The organism is Sphingobium xenophagum NBRC 107872 (genome assembly GCF_000367345.1).
Classification (GTDB): Bacteria; Pseudomonadota; Alphaproteobacteria; order Sphingomonadales; family Sphingomonadaceae; genus Sphingobium; species Sphingobium xenophagum.
Genome location: NZ_BARE01000014.1, coordinates 60,202 through 77,988 on the forward strand (window position 1 = coordinate 60,202; position 17,787 = coordinate 77,988).

Consider the following 17,787-nt stretch of genomic DNA (forward strand, 5'->3'; position numbering starts at 1 on the left):
CACGTCGCGGAAAATCAGGCGTCCATCTTTTCGGCAAAGCCCTTGCGCAACTTCGCGAGCTTGGGCGGGATCACTGCCATGCAATAGGGATTGCGGTCGCCGACCCGGTCCCAATATTGCTGATGATAATCCTCCGCCGGATACCAGGGGCCGTCCGGCTCGATCGTGGTGACGATTGCGTCGGCATGATCCGGCTGCGCCCGGCCGATCGCGGCCTTTGCCTCGGCCTCCTGCTCAGGAGAATGAGGGAAGATGGCGGATCGATATTGGGTGCCGACATCATTGCCCTGCCGGTTCAGCGTCGTCGGGTTATGCGTCGCAAAGAAAATGTCGAGCAGATCGGCATAGCTGATCACGTCGGGATCGAAACTGACGCGGATGGCCTCGGCATGGCCGGTCGTGCCGGAACAGACCTGTTCATAGGTCGGGTTGGGCCGCTCCCCGCCAATATAGCCGCTCTCGACGGCGCTCACGCCTTTCAGATTCTGATACACCGCCTCGGTACACCAGAAGCATCCACCTGCCAGCGTCGCGATTTCTTGCGCCATGATTATTCCTTCCAAACCTGATTAGTCCCCGCCGCCATTCGCCCGAACGGTGGCAGGGGCTATGCTTGGACATGCAGATAGGAAGGCTCAGGCCGCTGTTCCAGCCTCCGCAGCGCGCGCGGCCGCTTTCGCGCGTTCCTCGGCGACCAGTTCCTTGCGCGATAGCTTGCCGACCAGCGTGCGGGGCAGGTTCAGCCGCACCTCGACCTCGCACACCCGTTCATGCTTGCCCAGTTGCGGATTGAGCCAGTCCTTCAACGCCGCGCCGTCAATCTCCGCATCCTCGGCCAGCGTCACGAACGCCTTGGGCTGTTCGCCGCGGTAACGGTCGGGGATGCCGATGACCAGCGCCTCCTTGACCATCGGATGATGGTAGAGGACCGCCTCGACCTGGCTCGGAAACACTTTGAAGCCGCCAACGGCGATCATGTCCTTCAATCGGTCGACGATGCGGACATAGCCATCCTCGTCAATCTCGCCCACATCGCCGGTGCGGATGAAATCGCCGATAAAGACATCGGCGTCGGCATCCGGCCGGTTCCAATAGCCTTTCATGATCTGCGGCCCGGCGAACAGCAATTCGCCCGGCTCTCCGGGCGGCGGCGGCCTGGTAGGGTCTTCGCGATCCACCAGCTTCACCCGCGTCCCCGGCACCGGCTGTCCCACCGTCCCGGTCTTGTTCAGCCCCTCATAGGGATTGGAACAGACGATCGGGCTGGTTTCGGTGAGGCCATAACCTTCGATCAGCTTGGCGCCCGTCGCCGCCTCGAACCGTTGCCGCACTTCCAGCGGCAGCGGCGCACCGCCCGAAATACAGGCCCGCAGCGACGAAAAGTCGATGTTGCGGATCGCTGGATGATCCAGCAGCGCCTGGAACATGGTCGGCACGCCCGGCAGCGATGTCGCCTTGACCCGCTGCACCGCCGCCAGCACCTGCGCTGCGTCGAAACGGGGCAGCATGACCATCTCGCCGCCATTGATCACGGTGCGGTTGAGCGTGCAGGTATTGGCGAACACATGGAAGAAGGGCAGCACCGCGATGATGCGATCCTCCTCATTCGCGTGCGGGTCGATCGCCTGCGCCTGCCGCGCATTGGCGGTCAGATTCTGGTGGGTCAGCATCGCCCCCTTGGGCGTGCCTGTCGTCCCGCCTGTATATTGCAGCAGGGCGATGTCCCGCTCCGGGTCGATCGAGGGCACCGTGCAGTCGCCCGCATTGGCGATCAGCCTGTCATAGCGCAGCACGCGCGGATCGTCCGGCAAGGGCACGGACTCGCTCGCCTTGAACAGGCGGAACAGCAGGGATTTGACCGGGGGCAGCATCTCCGCCACCGATCCGACCACCAGCTTCTCCAGGCTGCTATGCTCCAGCACTTCCAACGCGGTAGGAAGCAGCGCCTTGGCCGACAGGGTGAACAGGATTTTCGTCCCGCTATCCTCGACCTGATGTTCCAGTTCGGCAGCGGTGTAGAGGGGGGAGAAATTGACGACGATCGCGCCAGCGATCAGCGCGCCATAATAGGCCGCGACATAATGGGGCGTGTTGGGCAGATACAGGCCCACCCGGTCGCCCTTTTGCACCCCCATCGCCTGCAAACCGCATGCAATGCGGCGGATTTGCCCGAACATCGTACCATAGCTGAACCGGCGACCCATGAAATCGATCATCGGTGCATCGGGGTGGGCCAGCGCGCTGCTGGTGACCATCTCACCCATCGACAAAGGGGGGAATGTTCGTTCCCATACGGTGGGGTGCTGATAATGCTCCCGCCAGATTTTCTCTATGCTCTCCATGGGGGAAGTCTATGGCCAACGGTCACTTTACGCAAGCGTCAACCTCAGCAAAAAGGCCGCACCGACTGCCCGGCGCGGCCCTGAAAAAATGCTGCATTGCGGCGACTTACGGCCAGTCGCCCAATGACGCTACGGCATCAAACGCTGCCCTTGTTGTTGCTGAACGGATCAAGGATCGTGGCGATGCCCGAAATCAGTTCCGCCTCGCTGCGCAGCGCCTCATCAGCGCGCCGGGCATTGTCGTCACGCTCGCGCCGCAGCTCCTCGATCAGCGCCGCACGGTCGCCATCCAGCCGCGAATCGGCCGGCGCCTCGATGCCCAGCTTCTTGGCGGTCTTGGCCACCAGAGCGTCCAGTTCGCGCTGCGAACACAGACCCAGCGTCACCGGGTCCTTGGGCGTGATGTTGGAAATGTTCCAGTGGGTCCGGTCGCGGATCGCCGCGATGGTGGTGCGGGTGGTGCCGATCAGCTTGCCGATCGCGCCATCGGACACTTCGGGGTGATTGCGCAGGATCCAGGCGATGCCATCGGGCTTGTCCTGCCGCTTGGACACCGGCGTGTATCGCGGCCCCTTGGTGCGACGGACAGGCTCCGGGCCTTTCAGCATCTTCAGCTTATAGTCGGGATTCTGTTCGCCCTTGTGGATTTCTTCCATCGTGATTTCATGGGCGCGCACCGGGTCACGGCCGGTATATTTGGTGCTGGCGGTATCATCGGCGATCGCCTGCACTTCCAGGATGTGAAGCCCGCAAAATTCCGCAATCTGTTCAAAGCTCAGAGCGCTGTTGTCGACCAGCCAGCTGGCGGTCGCATGGGGCATGAGTGGCTGGGACACGGGAACATTCTCCGGCACAAAAACGATAAGGGCCGCCCAAGCAGGGCGGCCGCGACCGTCTGGAGATAGTCGATCATGCCCGTTCGAGCAAGGAAAAGCGTCAGGCCGCGCTGTCCAGCCCCAACCGGTCGATGGTGTGCAGTCCCGCCAGGAACTCGCGCGCGCTGCGTTCCCAGCTAAAGCTGCGGCCATAGGCGGCACAGGCCGCCCGGTCGCAGGCCAGCGCAGTGGCGATCGCCTGCCCCAGATCCTCCGACAGCGCGCCGCATTCGGGGGTCACGATATCGACCGGCCCGGTGACGGGATAGGCCGCGACCGGCGTGCCGCAGGCCAGCGCCTCTATCATCACCAGGCCGAACGTGTCGGTGCGGCTCGGAAAAACGAACACATCGGCCCCGGCATAGGCGCCTGCCAGCGTCTCGCCGAACAATGGCCCCATGAACAGCGCTTCGGGATAGCGCCGCTCCAGCGATGCGCGCGCCGGGCCGTCGCCGACGACCACCTTGGTGCCGGGATGATCGGTCGCCAGAAAGGCTTCCAGATTCTTCTCCACCGCCACCCGGCCAACCGCCAGCATGATCGGCCGGGGCAGATCGGCGAACAGGGCGGGCGGCTGCGCGTCCGGCGTAAAGGCGCTCAGGTCCACGCCCCGGCCCCATGGCAATACATTGTGCAGCCCATGGGCGCGCAATTGCGCGCGCACCGATCCGGTCGACACCAGCACCGCCTGCGCAGGGCCGTGAAACCAGCGGATATAACGCCAGAACCAGGCCGGGGGCAGCCCGGTGCGCTGCGCCACATAGTCGGGGAAATGGGTGTGATAGGCAGTGGTGAACGGCACGCCGCTGCGCAGACACCAGCGCCGCGCCGCCAGGCACAGCGGCCCTTCCGTCGCCAGATGCACGGCTTCCGGCTGGAAGGCGGCGATCGCCTGCCCCACCACGCCCGGTCGCACCAGCGCCAGCCTTATTTCGGGATAGGTCGGGCAGGGAATGGACCCGTACAGATCAGGCGAAAGCACCCGGACCTCATGCCCCATCGCCTCCAGTTCCGCGCGGATCGTCTGGAGCGTGCGCACCACGCCATTGACCTGCGGCGTCCATGCATCGGTGACGATCATAATGCGCATGGGATCACTCCGTCATCTCGCCCTAATCCCGCATGTTCCCGCGCAGGCGGGAACCCAGTTCAGACGTTTGGACTGGACTCCCGCCTGCGCGGGAGCACGACTGCCTGAAATCCTAAGCCGCCATCCGCGCCCGTTCGCCCTGCTGGCCTTGGGTCCGCGCGGCGATTTCATCGGCCCAGTGCAGCACTTCCATCCGCCCGCACTCATGCTCGACCAGCGCGGTGCAGCCTTCCACCCAGTCGCCATCATTATAATAAGCGACGCCTGCAATCTCGCGCATTTCAGCGTTGTGGATATGCCCGCATACCACGCCATCCACGCCCCGCGCGCCCGCTTCATGGGCGACCACTTCCTCAAATTGGGAAATGAAGGATACGGCGTTCTTGACCTTGTGCTTGGCCATTTTGCTGAGCGACCAATAGGGCAGGCCCATGCGCTGCCGCACCGCATTGACCACGACATTCAGCCGCATCAGCGTGGTGTAGGCGGCGTCGCCGACAAAGGCGAGCCAGCGATGCGCCAGCATGATCGTGTCGAATTCATCGCCATGCAGCACCAGCAGCTTGCGCCCGTCGGCCGTCATGTGGATCGCCTTGCGCCGGATTTCCACGCCACCGAAATTCATGCCGGTGAACTGGCGGAACATCTCGTCATGATTGCCGGGGATATAGACGACCCGCGTGCCGCGCTTGGCCCGCTTCATCAGCCGCCACACCACATCATTATGGCTGGCGGGCCAGTAAAAGCGCTTCTTCAGCCGCCATCCGTCAATAATGTCGCCCACCAGATAGATCGTGTCGCTGTCCACATTGTCGAGGAAATCGATCAGCATCGCCGCATTGCATCCGCGCGTGCCAAGGTGGATGTCGGAGATCCAGATGGTGCGAAACCGGCGGCGCTCGCCCTGCGTCCGTTCGGGTACGGAAAATGGCTCGGCGCCGTCCTCCGGCAGGTCCGCCAGAAATGGCAGGCGCGTGATGGCGTTCATGATGCGATCCCCAAAGACTGATGCCCTCAGGACCGGTTCCCTACCGCTGCAATGTTACAGTTCCGAAGCGAATATGACGGAAATACTACGGTTTGCGTGGGTTTTACAGCTCCCCTCCCGCCCACGGGACGGAGCTATCACAGATTGAAGGCGCGTCATTTCACTTCGTCATGCTGAACTTGTTTCAGCATCCATCGCGCGCCATGAGCCTCCGCTTGTGACGAGAAATGGATGCTGAAACAAGTTCAGCATGACGTGGGGATAGGAACGACGCCCTGCACGGTATTCATGCTGCGGGAAGCGCGTTTAGCCTACGCCGCCAGCTCCACGCCCCCCTCAAACCACCAGCACAATCTTGCCGAAATGCTCGCCCGCATCCATCCGCGCGTGCGCCTTGCTCGCATCCGCCAGCGCGAACCGCTGGTCCATCGCCGGGCGCAGCTTGCCGTCTTCGACGAAGGACCACACTGTCCGCACCAGTTCGTCCGCGACCAGGCTCTTGAAGCCCACCGACCGCGCCCGCAGCGTCGATCCGGTCAGTGTCAGCCGCCGCTGCATGATGGCCGGAATAAACACGTCCGCCTTCGGTCCGCCCAGCACCGCGATCGACACATGCCGCCCATCCTCGGCCAGGCACTCCAGGTTGCGCGGCAGATAATCGCCGCCCACCATGTCCAGCACCGCCTGAACGCCCTGCCCGCCGGTGATCCGCTTCACCTCGGCGACATAATCCTGGGTCTTGTAATTGATCGCCTCGTCCGCGCCCCATGCCCTGGCGGCCGCGCATTTCTCGTCCGATCCGCAGGTGACGATGATCTTCACGTCGAACAGATTGCACAGCCGGATCGCCATGGTGCCGATCCCGCTGGTTCCGCCATGCACCAGCACCGTGTCGCCGCCCACCGCATAGGCGCGCTCGAACAGGTTGGTCCATACGGTAAACAATGTCTCCGGCAGCGCCGCCGCCTCGATCAGGTCATAGCTCGCCGGCACCGGCAGGCATTGCCCCGCGGGCGCCAGAGCATATTGCGCATAACCGCCCCCGGCCAGCAGCGCACAGACGCGCTGCCCGATCAGCAACTCGCCGCCCTGCCCGGCCGCCACGATCGTGCCGGATACTTCCAGCCCCGGAATGTCCGAAGCGCCGGGCGGCGGCGGATATTTGCCCTGCCGTTGCAGCACGTCGGGCCGGTTCACCCCGGCGGCGGCCACGCGGATCAGCACCTCGTCATCGCCCGGTACCGGCACTGGCCGCGTCTGCGGCACCAGCGCATCAGGCCCACCGGGCACGGGAATGGCGATCGCCATCATCTCGCCCGGTACGCGGTTGCCATCGGCCATCGTCGCTTCCCCCCAAAACCTGCTCATGCTGCATCGCACCAAAATCGACCGGCGGAATGCGCGCCCTTATTGACAGAGTGGCCCGCAGGGTCAACATTACCGTTCATGGACAAGGATGATGATCTCCCTCACCGGGCTGACGATCCACTGGCCCGGCTGCTGATGCAGGATCTGGACCCCTTGTCCGTGGCTGAACTGGACGCCCGCATCGCCGCCCTGAAGGCGGAAATAGCGCGGACAGAAGCGAAAATGGAATACGCCGTTAACCATAAGGCAATAGCCGAGGCGTTATTCAAGCGATGAACCCGCGCCTTGCCCCACGCACCCTGACGAAGGGTTCTACCGGGCACGGTCAGTCTGGCAATTCCGCAGGTCAAGGCGCGCGTCTTGATCCAGCGTCGAGCAATGCCGACATAAGGTTCAATACCGCCCTCTCATCGGGCCAGGAGTAGAACAGACATGCCTTCTTTCGCACCCGCTCTGGAAACCACCTTGCACAATGCGCTGACCCATGCGTCGGAACGCAAGCATGAATATGCGACGCTGGAGCATCTTCTGCTGGCGCTGATCGACGATGAACATGCGTCGAAGGTGATGCAGGCATGCGGCGTGGAAATCGGCGAGCTGGGTGATGCCGTCACCCAATATCTCGATACCGAACTGGACAGCCTCAAGGTCGAAGGGGCGAGCGACCCTTCCCCCACCAGCGGTTTTCAGCGCGTGGTCCAGCGCGCCATCCTCCACGTACAATCCTCCGGCAAGGATGAAGTGACCGGGGCCAACGTCCTCGTCGCGCTCTTTTCCGAACGTGAAAGCTACGCCGTCTATTTCCTGCAACAGCAGGATATGAGCCGTCTCGATGCCGTGAGCTTCATCAGCCATGGCGTCGGCAAGGGTACGCCCACGCCTGAGCGTCAGGAGACCAAGGGGGCAGCCGAAGAGGAGAAGAAGGTGCAGGACGGCAAGGGTAAGAAGGACAGCGCCCTCGATCAGTTCACCGTCAACCTGAATGAAAAGGCGGAGCGGGGCAAGGTAGACCCCCTCATCGGCCGCGCATCGGAGGTTGATCGCACGATCCAGATCCTGTGCCGCCGGTCGAAGAACAACCCGCTCTATGTCGGCGATCCCGGCGTCGGCAAGACCGCGATCGCCGAAGGTCTGGCGCGCAAGATCATCGAAGGCGAAGTGCCCGACGTGCTCAAGGAAGCCGTCATCTACTCGCTCGACATGGGCGCGTTGCTGGCCGGCACCCGCTATCGCGGCGATTTTGAAGAGCGGCTGAAGGCCGTCGTCACCGAACTGGAAAAGCTGCCGCACGCCGTCTTGTTCATCGACGAAATCCACACCGTGATCGGCGCTGGCGCGACCAGCGGCGGCGCGATGGATGCCTCGAACCTTCTGAAGCCCGCTTTGTCCGGCGGCACGATCCGGTGCATCGGCTCGACCACCTACAAGGAATTCCGCAACCATTTCGAAAAGGACCGGGCGCTGCTCCGGCGCTTCCAGAAGATCGACGTCAACGAACCCTCGGTGGAGGATACGATCAAGATCCTCGCGGGGCTGCGCTCGGCGTTCGAGGAGCATCACCACGTCAAATATACGCCGGACGCGATCAAGGCGGCGGTGGAACTGTCCGCGCGCTACATCAACGACCGCAAATTGCCCGACAAGGCGATCGACGTGATCGACGAAGTCGGCGCGATGCAGATGCTGGTCGTGCCCTCCAAGCGTAAAAAGACGATCACGCCCAGGGAGATCGAGCAGGTCATCGCGACCATGGCCCGCATCCCACCCAAGACCGTGTCGTCCGATGACAAGAGCGTTCTGGAATCGCTGACCACGGACCTGAAGCGCGTCGTCTTTGGCCAGGACAAGGCGATCGAAGTGCTGTCCAGCGCGATCAAGCTGTCGCGCGCGGGCCTGCGTGATCCCGACAAGCCGATCGGCAACTATCTCTTCTCCGGCCCAACCGGCGTCGGCAAGACGGAGGTGGCACGTCAGCTTGCGACCCTGCTCGGCATCCCGCTTCAGCGTTTCGACATGTCGGAATATATGGAACGCCACTCGGTCAGCCGCCTGATCGGCGCGCCTCCGGGCTATGTCGGCTATGATCAGGGCGGCCTCCTGACCGATGCCGTCGACCAGCAACCGCACAGCGTCCTGCTGCTCGACGAAATCGAAAAGGCGCACCCGGACCTGTTCAACATCCTGTTGCAGGTGATGGATAATGGCCGCCTGACCGACCATCACGGCAAGACGGTCGATTTCCGCAACACCATCCTCATCATGACCACCAATGCCGGTGCGTCGGACATGGCGAAGGAAAGCATCGGCTTTGGCGAACTCACGCGCGAAGATGTGCAGGAAGACGCGGTGAAAAAGCTTTTCACCCCCGAATTCCGCAACCGTCTCGATGCGATCGTGCCGTTCGGCTATCTACCGCCGGAAATCGTCGCCCGCGTCATCGACAAGTTCGTGCTGCAACTCGAACTGCAACTGGCCGACCGCGACGTCCACATCACCCTGGACGAAGAGGCGAAGGCCTGGCTCACCAAGAAGGGCTATGACAAGCTCTACGGTGCCCGCCCGATGGGCCGCCTGATGCAGGAAAAGATCAAGCAGCCGCTGGCCGAGGAACTACTCTTCGGCAAGCTGGTCCATGGCGGCGAAGTCCATGTCCATATGAAGGAAACCGACGGGGTTGGGGCCCTGGCCTTCGAAATCACCCCCGCCGCCCCCAAAAAGGGCAAGAAGGGCGGCAAGGCCAAGACGCCGGAAGGCACCAAATAAGCGCGCTTACAGTCGCAAACAAAAAGGGCGGCCCGCAAAGGCCGCCCTTTTTCATGCCACCCCACCAATCCCCCAACCCCGTCATCCCCGCGGAGGCGGGGATCCATCTTTCGCCACGCAACTAGGTTGGCGATGGCAGAGGAGTCAGATCGCTAACGCTATATGGGTGGGTAGCCGAATAGCGGCTTTGCGGGTGCAAGCACCGTAAAGGAGACATGCATTTCACCGTCACCCCAGCGAAGGCTGGGGTCTCAGGCATAGATGCGCTATAGTCGGATATGGCGCGAGGCGGCTACACCTATGTCATGACCACTGAGCCAAGGGGCGTCCTCTATATTGGTGTCAAAGCCGACATCGCTACGCTCCGCAACTTCCAACCGGGACATATGAACCGCTCGATGACGACGGGAATGTCGGTGACTGAAGGCATCATCCTCCTCCACGGCTTCGGCGGCCATCATCTCCAGACAGCCCTGCTCGCGCGTCGTTTGCGTGAAGCAGGCTATCTCGTCGCGAATATCGGTTACCCTAGTTGGCGCTGGCCGCTCGACCGCGTACTGGACCATCTGCACGATCGCCTCGCAGCGTCGCCCATCGCCCATGCCGCCCGCATTCATGGCGTAGGTCATTCCATGGGCGGCCTCATATTGCGCGCTTATATCGCCCGCCATCGTCCCATCCGGCTCGGTCGCGTCGTCATGCTGGGCACACCCAATAGCGGCAGTGAGATCGCCGACCTTCTGTATCGCCTGCGACTGAATCGCCCGATCCTCCACCATGCCGGCGACCTGCTGCGGACCCGACGGCTCCCAGCGGTCGAGGCGACGTTGGGCACCGTCGACTATCCTGTGGGAATCATTGCGGGCGACAAGCCCATGAACGGCATGACATCCAACCGGATATTTCGCGCAGCCAACGACGGCAAGGTTAGTGTCCGCGCCACCCACCTTGCTGGGCAGAGCGACCATATTGTCATGCCCGTCGCCCACACCGCCATGATCTACACGCGGCCGGTCGCTGATCAGGTCATGCATTTCCTGCGCGACGGCAGCTTCCAGCACGCATAGCGCATGCCGCCGAAGGCCCTCTCAATCCGGTCTGGTCACACGATCATGTTTTCGTTATGTTCCAGCCGCCGTCATTCCAGAGGATATATGTCATGACCCTCACCTTCTACACCAACCCCATGTCGCGCGGGCAGATCGTCCGCTGGATGCTGGAGGAAGTTGGCGTCCCCTATGACCCCGTCATTCTCGACTATGCGACGACCATGAAGGCTCCCGACTATCTCGCGATCAACCCGATGGGCAAGGTACCCGCGATCGTCCACAACGGTACCATCGTCACCGAATGTGCCGCCATCTGCGCCTATCTCGCCGATGCCTTCCCCGCCGCCAACCTCGCCCCGCCAGCCCAAGCACGCGGCGCCTATTATCGCTGGCTCTTCTTCGCGGCCGGGCCGCTCGAAGCCGCGATCACCAACAACGCTATGGGCTTCGTCCTGCCGGAAGGGCGCGAACGGACCGCAGGCTATGGCTCGCTCGACGACGTGCTGAATACGCTCGAACAGGCCGTGTCGGGCGAGGCATGGATTTGCGGCGACCAGTTCACCGCCGCCGACGTCTATGTGGGGTCACAGATTGATTGGGGCCTGTCCTTCGGCACCGTGCCGGAGCGGCCCGCCTTCACCGCCTATGCGGAACGTCTGCGCGCGCGCCCCGCCTATCAGCGGCAAAAGGAGATCGACGGCGCCCTGATCGCGGCAATGCAGAATCAGGGTTAAGTCTCCCCCGCCCCGTTCGCTTCGAGCCTAGTCGAGAAGCAAGCAGCGCAGCATTCGCGCCTGACACGCCTCGTTTCTCGACTGCGCTCAAAACGAACGGATGTTGGCGCAAGACTTGTACAAAAAAAGCCCGGCGGAGGTGTCTCCGCCGGGCCTTCCTTTATCTCGCTATCCAGGCCAATCAGTCGCGATTGCCCATGAAGCGCAGCAGGAACAGGAACATGTTGATGAAGTCGAGATAGAGGTTCAGCGCCCCCATGACGACCGACTTGCCCATCATGTCCGTGCCCGCGACATGCGCGTAGATGCTCTTGATCTTCTGCGTGTCATAGGCGGTCAGGCCCGCGAACAGCAGCACGCCGATGAAGCTGATGACCAGATCCATCGCGCTCGATTTCAGGAACAGGTTGATGAGGCTGGCGACCAGCAGGCCAACAACGCCCATGATCAGGAAGGTACCGAAACCCGACAGATCCTTCTTGGTGGTATAGCCAAACAGGCTCAGCCCCGCGAAAGCGGCTGCCGTCGCAAAGAAGGTCTGGGCGATCGATGTGCCGGTATAGACCAGGAAGATGGACGAGAGCGACAGGCCCATCACCGCCGCATAGGCCCAGAACAGACCCTGCGCCGCCACCGTCGACAGCCGGTTGATGCCAAAGCTCAGCACCATCACGAACACCAAAGGCGCGAACATGATGACATATTTCAGGATGCCGGGACCAGCCAGCACCTGATAGGCCAGCCCGCTCGACGCAAACAGCACCGCGACGATGCCCGTCAGCAAAACGCCGCTCGCCATATAATTATAGACCGACAGCATGTAGCTGCGCAGACCGGCGTCGAACGCCTCGCCCCGCGCGACGCTATTACCGCCAAAGCCCGCAATATTGGAACGGGGATCGGACCAGTTGGCCATGAAAATTCTCCTTCGTCGGCGTCATTGTCGCCGCTGATTCCATTATCGGCGCTTATGGCCGGATATTCAAGCGCTCTCGTAACCGCACTGGCCTAACGCGCGGTAAAGCCTATAGTCGGCCCGTCATGCATCGCCTGTTCGTCGCCATCCGCCCGCCGGCCGCCCACCGCGCGCAACTGCTTGCACTGATGGGCGGGGTCGCGGGCGCCCGCTGGCAACGCGACGATCAGTTGCATCTGACGCTGCGCTTCATCGGAGAGGTCGATCGGCACCGCGCGAGCGACATTGCCGACGCGCTGCGCACCATCCGCTTCGCCCCGTTCGATGCCAGAATTGCGGGCGTCGGGGTGTTCGATCGACGCGGTCTCATCGACACACTCTGGGCCGGGGTCCAGCCGCGCGATCCGCTGGCCAGCCTGCATCGCAAGGTCGATCGCGCCTGCGTCGCCATGGGTCAGCCACCCGAAGAGCGCGCCTATTGGCCGCACATCACCCTCGCCCGCTTCGGGCGAAGCGGCGCTATCGTGGACCCCTTTCTGGCAACCCACGCCGCACTGAACAGCCCACCCTTCACGATCGACAGCTTCGCGCTGTTCGAAAGCCGCCTCGGCAACAATGGCGCACACTATCAGATCGTTGAGGATTATGGCCCCGGCAGCCCGGACTGATGAATTGGTTCTGATATTTGCAACCCATGGCACGGACATGGGCATGCAAATATCAAGATCCGATCATTAACTCGCCTTCAGGACACCGCAGGCGACCCGTCCGCCGGCATTGCCAGCCGGATCGCTGACATTGTCGTCGGCCTTCGCATGGATCACCACAGCCGCGCCATCGGCGTCCAGCAACGGCATCGCCCCGCTGCTGATGGTCCCGTCGGCGATGACATATTCAATCGCGCCGGTCCCGTCCGTTCCGACCGTCATGTTGGGCATGTCACCCATATGCTTGCCCGCCGGATTATCCATGCCATGCTGACGCCCGGTCGGATTCCAATGGCCCCCGGCACTGGTGAAATCCGGTGCCGTGCAGGCGCCAGTCATATGCACATGGACGGCGTGGATACCCGGCGTCAGCCCCTGCGCCTTGACCAGCACATGCAGCCCGTCCGCCGCCTCGGTAACGCTGGCGGTGCCGCGCGCCGATCCATCTGCTGCCATCAATTTGGTGCCAGCCATCGGCGCAACCGCGGGTGTTGCCGTCGTTGCGCAAGCTGAAAAGGCGAAGGCGAGCGGCAGCGCGAACAGGATAGGGGCAAATTTCATGATACACTCCTGGAGACGGCGAATATGAAAGCGAACGCCGAAGCCTCGCTTTTGTTGCCGATCGTTACGGGGCTGTCACTGTGATTTCGCCCGACAGATTCCTATAAACCTGATCCGGCCTCCCCCGGCCCGTCACACGGACGGACATATTTCCGCGCCACACAGTAGGCCAAGACCTTGACCCTGCCGGGATCAGGGAAACCCACGCCCGCCTACTATCCGCACGGTACCGGCTAAGTCAGGCACACAAGGCTTGGTGCATGGCGCAAACGCCAATCGCCCGACCCCGCGCTGCCGACGTCACCCGGAGCGCAACGAAAAAGGGGCCGGTCTTTCGACCAGCCCCTTCAACGGCTTTCCATCCTTGCGGACGGAAAAGTCTCTTACATGCCCGAACCCGGACCGTAGGTGATTTCCACGCGACGGTTCTGCAGTTCGCGAACACCGTCGGCGGTTTCGACGCGGGGGTTCGATTCACCGAACGCCTGGGTCGTCATGACGCCGTCGGGGATGCCCTTCGAAGCCATGTAAGCCTTGACGGCGTCAGCGCGACGCTGCGACAGGCCGACGTTGTACGAAGCCGAACCCGACTTGTCCGCATAACCCGCCAGCATGACCTGGGCGCTGCCGCAGTTGCTGTAGGCCGAAACCGCGTTGTCCAGAATGGTGGCGGCGTCAGGCGTGACGTCCGACTTGTCCCATTCGAAGAACACGATGTACGGTCCGGGGCTGCACTCTGCCACTGGCGGCGGAGGCGGCGGCGGCGGAGGCGGCGGGGGAGGCGGCGGCGGGGGCGGCGGAGGCGGCGGCGGAGCAGCCGGTTCGCCGAAGTTGTAGGTCAGACCCAGCAACAGGCTGTGCGTACGCAGCTTGGTGTCGGCGGTCGAACCTGCAACGCCGTAAGGGGTGGTGTAAGCCGGGATCAGCTTGATATCGTCCTGGTTGAAGAAGCGATACTTCAGCGAAACGTCGACATTGTTGGTCACCGGATAGCGAACACCGGCGATTGCCTGCCAGGCAAAGCCCGTATCGCTGTCGTTGACGATGTCCGAAGCAACCTTGCCACGCGAAACGCCGACGCCGCCGCCGACAAAGCCCTGCAGGCCATCGTCGGGACCGAAGTCGAGCAAGCCGTTCAGCATGAACGACAGGGCCGAAGCCGCGCCTCCAAAACCGCCACCGGTCTTGTCGAGATCAATCTTTGCGCGCTTGTAAGCGGCTTCGGCTTCCAGACGGAAACCGCCGAAATCATAGCCGATGTTGGCGTCGAAATCATAACCCTTATGATAATCGATCGAAGGGACCGGACGGCCACCGGCAGGCACTGCCGAGAAAGTCATGTCCTGGTCTTCGACCAGCAGCACACCGGCGTCAACGCCGACATACCAGCTGTCGTCACGTGCCATAGCCGGGGTGGCCAAAGCAGTGGTAGCAAGAGCAGCCGCGAGGGCAAGCTTCCGCATCTGAATTCCCCTTTCAAAAGTGTCACGAAGGACTGCTGAAACCCTGTATCGGGAAGAAAGTTTCATGGCAAGTCCACAAATAGTGAAACCGTTGCAAAAATAACGCAGTAGCGCCTGGGAACGCCAGCTACGAGGCTAATCGCAAGGTTTATCGCTCCAATAGCCAGAGGTCATGACAATAAAAAGTAAATTCTGCCAAACTCAGCTTTCGATCAGCCCATGTGTCCTTAAAGCAACTAGGACAGCGCCCAGTGTAGTGCGCGCCTCAACGTCAATCGTCGCCCCGTCCGTGGGTGCCGCGATCGCGGCCTGCCGCGCGCCGACCACTTTCTGCCCGTCCAGATACAGCCCGTCGCTCCGCAATAATGCGTCGCGCCAAAGGCTGCCATCATGAAAAAGCGCATGCCCCCGGTCGGCGACATCCATCGACAGACCGGCACGCGGCGCGACGAACCGCCAGCCACCCTCGCTCCAGCAGGCGATGCAGCCCACCTGCTCCGCCCACGCCCCGGTCGCGCCCGCCGCCACGATCCAGCATTGCCCGATCGTCGGCGTTTCGGGCGGCGTTGCGACGTCCGCACTCTCTACCCTGCCGTGCAGCAGCGCGTCGATCCGCGCCAGCGCTTCATTGTGAAAAACTTCCTTCTGCGCCTGCCCGGCAAACAGCATCGGCATCGCCCATCGCGCCGTCATGTCCATCACCCTTGCTCCCCTATGCTTGAATTTCCGCGTCAGATCGCGATGGCGACCGTCGCTGCCCGCCCGGTCGCAAAAGTGCCGACCTGCCGCACCTCCACGCTCAGCGCGCCGTCATGCCCCGCGCCGCTGTCCACAGCGATCATCGCCGCATCATAGGTCCAGCCCGGCGCCATCGTCTCGGCGCTGCGCACCACGGCATCGCCGTTCAGCACCCGCACGGCATAGCGCTCGCTCTCCTCGCCGAGCGGCACATCGCCCCCGCTGCTCCATCGCCATCCCGCCCGGCTGCGCCGCGTCCAGGCGACCTGCCAGCCGCCACCCTCCACCTGCGCCCGCATATGCACGGGCGCAGGCGGCATCAGCGCCTCGCCGGTGATGGCCGCACTGGCCACCACAGGCTCCACATCGCCCAGCCCGATCGCCGACAATTGCACCGTCCCGCCAATCTCGCCCGCCACGCCCAGCATCGCCAGCGGATCGACGAGTCGCTCTTCCTCGATCAGCAGGAACGGTTCGCCCGCCACATGCGCGTCCATCGCCCATTCGGTCCCGCGCAACCCCCGGCGCAAATCGCTCAGGCGATAGCGCGCTTCGCCGTTCTGCACCGCCGCGCCGAACTGGATCAGTTCGCGCCCCACCAGACACAGGTTGCGCCCCTGCGCCAACCCTTGCTCGTCCGCAGACAACAATGCCATGTCCGCAGCCAGCAATGTCACGTCCAGCGCATTGCGCCCGTCCACCATCGTCACGCTGCCAGGGGACAGAGCATGATCCGCCACGCCCATCACCGCCCGCGGCGCGCTCCGGCCGATCGGTATCGCCTCGCCCGTTCCGCTCATCGCAAACAGCGCCGCGCTGCGCCACCCCGGCCCGCCACTGGCCGCCGCGATCACCAGCGGCGCATCGGCCACGCCCTCGGTCAGTCGCGGCAGGTCGGCCAGCATCAGGCTTGTGACGCCATGGGGCGCGTCCACCTGCCGCACGATCGCGCCGGACGAAGCGCCGCCCGGCATCACCCCGCCAGCCCCCGGCACCCGCCGCAGCGACAGCCGCACCGCCATCGCCTCCCATTCCCGCTCCTCGATCCGCCACAGCCCCGGCGCATCGCTCACCCGCACCACCTCGCCCGGTTCCAGCCCCAGCGCGGCCCAGCCACAGCGCAGCACCATCGTCGCCCGCCCGGTCCAGCCACTTGCCAGCCGCGCCCCCGCCAGTTCCCGCGCCGCATCCGCCGCCAGCACCGCGGGCAGCTCGATCCCGCGCTCGGCCCGCCCCGGCCCCGGCCGCGTCACGCGCTGCACGCCTGCCTGATAATCGCGCGCCGCATCATAATGGCGCAGCGACAATGCCACCGGCACAGCGTCGGCCGCCCCGCCGGCATGTTCCACCGCGTCGATCGTCCGTCCATTGACCCGCGCCGCCAGAGCCGCCGCGCCGATCTCGCCCGCGCTCTCGCCGGCCGCCGTCAGCTGCAACCCCTGCAACGCCAGCCCATGCGACTCGACCAGCGGCGTGATAGCCTCGCGCACGTCCGCCCCGCTCGCGGCATAGCCCTCGACACTGGCCAGCCCGGCCCCGCCAATCCGCCCGTCACTCACCACCGCCGCGATCGCCTCGATCGCCACGGCTTGCGCATCCGCTACCACCTCGAACGTCAGCGACGGGATACGATTGCCATAATCCTCCAGCGCCAGATCCTCGAACACCACATAGGCCATGCCCCGATGGGCCGGAGTCACCGCCACGCCTTGCGCCGCGGCGATCAGCGGATCGACCGCCTGATCCGCCCCGCCGTCATGCACCCGGAAAGCCGACAGCGCGCTCTTGAAATCCCCCGCCGCCCCGCGCAGCAAATTGCCATCGGCCCATATCCGCCCGATCGACCCGATCGCCCGCGCTGACAAGGCGACCGCAAAACTCGCCGAATAGCTGTAGCTGGTCACGCTCGGCCGCCCCTTGCCGCCGCCGCTCTTGCTCTTCGTTTCACGCAGATCGGTCGCCCAGATCACCGTTCCCGCCACCCGCATCGTGCCGAACAGCCGCGGCACCTGTGTCCCGTAACTCGACGTCTGCACGTGTAACTCGCTCAGGCGCGGCCCTTCCCGGCCCTTGGGCTTGAACAGCACCGCATGGTCGATCGCATTGCCGATCAGCGCGCCGACAGCCCCGCCGATCGGCCCGCCAATCACCGTGCCCACCGCGCTCAGCACCACTGTCGCCATAACAATCTCC

16 protein-coding genes are annotated in these 17,787 nt (G+C 63.6%); 5 read left to right on the forward strand and 11 right to left on the reverse strand.

Features of this window, described 5'->3' with window-relative positions:
• Positions 1–14 precede the first annotated feature (14 nt).
• The 6 genes from msrA to SX1_RS08365 form a co-directional block, all read right to left on the reverse strand.
• Positions 15–548: a peptide-methionine (S)-S-oxide reductase MsrA gene (gene msrA / locus SX1_RS08340; protein ID WP_019052615.1), complete on the reverse strand. Its 534-nt coding sequence runs from the start codon at positions 546–548 to the stop codon at positions 15–17.
• Positions 549–635: 87 nt separating this feature from the next.
• Positions 636–2,342, reverse strand: a complete 1,707-nt coding sequence (locus SX1_RS08345) for an AMP-binding protein (protein WP_026002322.1) — start codon at positions 2,340–2,342, stop codon at positions 636–638.
• A gap of 137 nt (positions 2,343–2,479) precedes the next feature.
• Entirely contained in the window at positions 2,480–3,163 is a 684-nt protein-coding gene (locus tag SX1_RS08350) for a DUF1013 domain-containing protein (protein ID WP_017182776.1), read from the reverse strand.
• Between the two features lie 115 nt (positions 3,164–3,278).
• Positions 3,279–4,307: a glycosyltransferase family 4 protein gene (locus SX1_RS08355; protein ID WP_017182775.1), complete on the reverse strand. Its 1,029-nt coding sequence runs from the start codon at positions 4,305–4,307 to the stop codon at positions 3,279–3,281.
• Positions 4,308–4,419: 112 nt separating this feature from the next.
• Positions 4,420–5,295 carry a UDP-2,3-diacylglucosamine diphosphatase gene (locus tag SX1_RS08360; protein ID WP_017182774.1) on the reverse strand — a complete coding sequence of 292 codons (876 nt, stop codon included), beginning with the start codon at positions 5,293–5,295 and terminating at the stop codon, positions 4,420–4,422.
• A gap of 336 nt (positions 5,296–5,631) precedes the next feature.
• Positions 5,632–6,663, reverse strand: a complete 1,032-nt coding sequence (locus SX1_RS08365) for an NAD(P)H-quinone oxidoreductase (RefSeq protein ID WP_019052617.1) — start codon at positions 6,661–6,663, stop codon at positions 5,632–5,634.
• A 78-nt stretch (positions 6,664–6,741) separates the two neighbouring features.
• Here SX1_RS08365 and SX1_RS08370 point away from each other — a divergent pair, with 78 nt between their 5' ends.
• The 4 genes from SX1_RS08370 to SX1_RS08385 all read left to right on the forward strand — a co-directional run bounded on the left by SX1_RS08370 (position 6,742) and on the right by SX1_RS08385 (position 11,209).
• Positions 6,742–6,939: a DUF1192 domain-containing protein gene (locus tag SX1_RS08370; protein WP_017182772.1), complete on the forward strand. Its 198-nt coding sequence runs from the start codon at positions 6,742–6,744 to the stop codon at positions 6,937–6,939.
• 156 nt (positions 6,940–7,095) lie between these two features.
• Positions 7,096–9,426 (forward strand): ATP-dependent Clp protease ATP-binding subunit ClpA, encoded by a 2,331-nt coding sequence (clpA, locus tag SX1_RS08375; RefSeq protein ID WP_019052618.1) that lies wholly within the window; start codon positions 7,096–7,098, stop codon positions 9,424–9,426.
• Positions 9,427–9,836: 410 nt separating this feature from the next.
• On the forward strand, positions 9,837–10,493 hold the full coding sequence (locus tag SX1_RS08380) for an alpha/beta fold hydrolase (protein WP_157410129.1): 657 nt from the start codon (positions 9,837–9,839) through the stop codon (positions 10,491–10,493).
• 92 nt (positions 10,494–10,585) lie between these two features.
• Positions 10,586–11,209, forward strand: a complete 624-nt coding sequence (locus SX1_RS08385; protein ID WP_019052620.1) for a glutathione S-transferase family protein — start codon at positions 10,586–10,588, stop codon at positions 11,207–11,209.
• A gap of 181 nt (positions 11,210–11,390) precedes the next feature.
• Here the strand turns inward: SX1_RS08385 and SX1_RS08390 are convergent, their stop codons facing one another.
• The gene (locus tag SX1_RS08390) at positions 11,391–12,125 is read right to left on the reverse strand and encodes a Bax inhibitor-1/YccA family protein (RefSeq protein ID WP_017184495.1); all 735 of its coding nucleotides are present in this window, start codon (positions 12,123–12,125) and stop codon (positions 11,391–11,393) included.
• A gap of 125 nt (positions 12,126–12,250) precedes the next feature.
• On the opposite strand from SX1_RS08390, the gene thpR reads away from it, so the two are divergent.
• Positions 12,251–12,793, forward strand: a complete 543-nt coding sequence (gene thpR / locus SX1_RS08395) for an RNA 2',3'-cyclic phosphodiesterase (RefSeq protein ID WP_019052621.1) — start codon at positions 12,251–12,253, stop codon at positions 12,791–12,793.
• A gap of 66 nt (positions 12,794–12,859) precedes the next feature.
• On the opposite strand, the gene SX1_RS08400 is transcribed toward thpR, so the two are convergent.
• The 4 genes from SX1_RS08400 to SX1_RS08415 all read right to left on the reverse strand — a co-directional run bounded on the left by SX1_RS08400 (position 12,860) and on the right by SX1_RS08415 (position 17,777).
• On the reverse strand, positions 12,860–13,393 hold the full coding sequence (locus SX1_RS08400; RefSeq protein ID WP_019052622.1) for a superoxide dismutase family protein: 534 nt from the start codon (positions 13,391–13,393) through the stop codon (positions 12,860–12,862).
• A gap of 383 nt (positions 13,394–13,776) precedes the next feature.
• Positions 13,777–14,856 (reverse strand): OmpA family protein, encoded by a 1,080-nt coding sequence (locus tag SX1_RS08405; protein WP_026149594.1) that lies wholly within the window; start codon positions 14,854–14,856, stop codon positions 13,777–13,779.
• Positions 14,857–15,057: 201 nt separating this feature from the next.
• Positions 15,058–15,555 carry a DUF2793 domain-containing protein gene (locus SX1_RS08410; protein WP_019052624.1) on the reverse strand — a complete coding sequence of 166 codons (498 nt, stop codon included), beginning with the start codon at positions 15,553–15,555 and terminating at the stop codon, positions 15,058–15,060.
• A 32-nt stretch (positions 15,556–15,587) separates the two neighbouring features.
• Positions 15,588–17,777, reverse strand: a complete 2,190-nt coding sequence (locus SX1_RS08415; RefSeq protein ID WP_026149595.1) for a phage tail protein — start codon at positions 17,775–17,777, stop codon at positions 15,588–15,590.
• Between the last annotated feature and the right edge of the window lie 10 nt (positions 17,778–17,787).

Excerpts from the sequence above, each read along its gene's own strand:
- msrA (WP_019052615.1), bottom strand. The coding sequence starts at position 548 with ATGGCGCAAGAAATCGCGACGCTGGCAGGTGGATGCTTCTGGTGTACC.
- SX1_RS08345 (WP_026002322.1), bottom strand. The coding sequence starts at position 2,342 with ATGGAGAGCATAGAGAAAATCTGGCGGGAGCATTATCAGCACCCCACC.
- SX1_RS08350 (WP_017182776.1), bottom strand. The coding sequence starts at position 3,163 with ATGCCCCATGCGACCGCCAGCTGGCTGGTCGACAACAGCGCTCTGAGC.
- SX1_RS08355 (WP_017182775.1), bottom strand. The coding sequence starts at position 4,307 with ATGCGCATTATGATCGTCACCGATGCATGGACGCCGCAGGTCAATGGC.
- SX1_RS08360 (WP_017182774.1), bottom strand. The coding sequence starts at position 5,295 with ATGAACGCCATCACGCGCCTGCCATTTCTGGCGGACCTGCCGGAGGAC.
- SX1_RS08365 (WP_019052617.1), bottom strand. The coding sequence starts at position 6,663 with ATGAGCAGGTTTTGGGGGGAAGCGACGATGGCCGATGGCAACCGCGTA.
- SX1_RS08370 (WP_017182772.1), top strand. The coding sequence starts at position 6,742 with ATGGACAAGGATGATGATCTCCCTCACCGGGCTGACGATCCACTGGCC.
- clpA (WP_019052618.1), top strand. The coding sequence starts at position 7,096 with ATGCCTTCTTTCGCACCCGCTCTGGAAACCACCTTGCACAATGCGCTG.
- SX1_RS08380 (WP_157410129.1), top strand. The coding sequence starts at position 9,837 with ATGTCGGTGACTGAAGGCATCATCCTCCTCCACGGCTTCGGCGGCCAT.
- SX1_RS08385 (WP_019052620.1), top strand. The coding sequence starts at position 10,586 with ATGACCCTCACCTTCTACACCAACCCCATGTCGCGCGGGCAGATCGTC.
- SX1_RS08390 (WP_017184495.1), bottom strand. The coding sequence starts at position 12,125 with ATGGCCAACTGGTCCGATCCCCGTTCCAATATTGCGGGCTTTGGCGGT.
- thpR (WP_019052621.1), top strand. The coding sequence starts at position 12,251 with ATGCATCGCCTGTTCGTCGCCATCCGCCCGCCGGCCGCCCACCGCGCG.
- SX1_RS08400 (WP_019052622.1), bottom strand. The coding sequence starts at position 13,393 with ATGAAATTTGCCCCTATCCTGTTCGCGCTGCCGCTCGCCTTCGCCTTT.
- SX1_RS08405 (WP_026149594.1), bottom strand. The coding sequence starts at position 14,856 with ATGCGGAAGCTTGCCCTCGCGGCTGCTCTTGCTACCACTGCTTTGGCC.
- SX1_RS08410 (WP_019052624.1), bottom strand. The coding sequence starts at position 15,555 with ATGGACATGACGGCGCGATGGGCGATGCCGATGCTGTTTGCCGGGCAG.
- SX1_RS08415 (WP_026149595.1), bottom strand. The coding sequence starts at position 17,777 with ATGGCGACAGTGGTGCTGAGCGCGGTGGGCACGGTGATTGGCGGGCCG.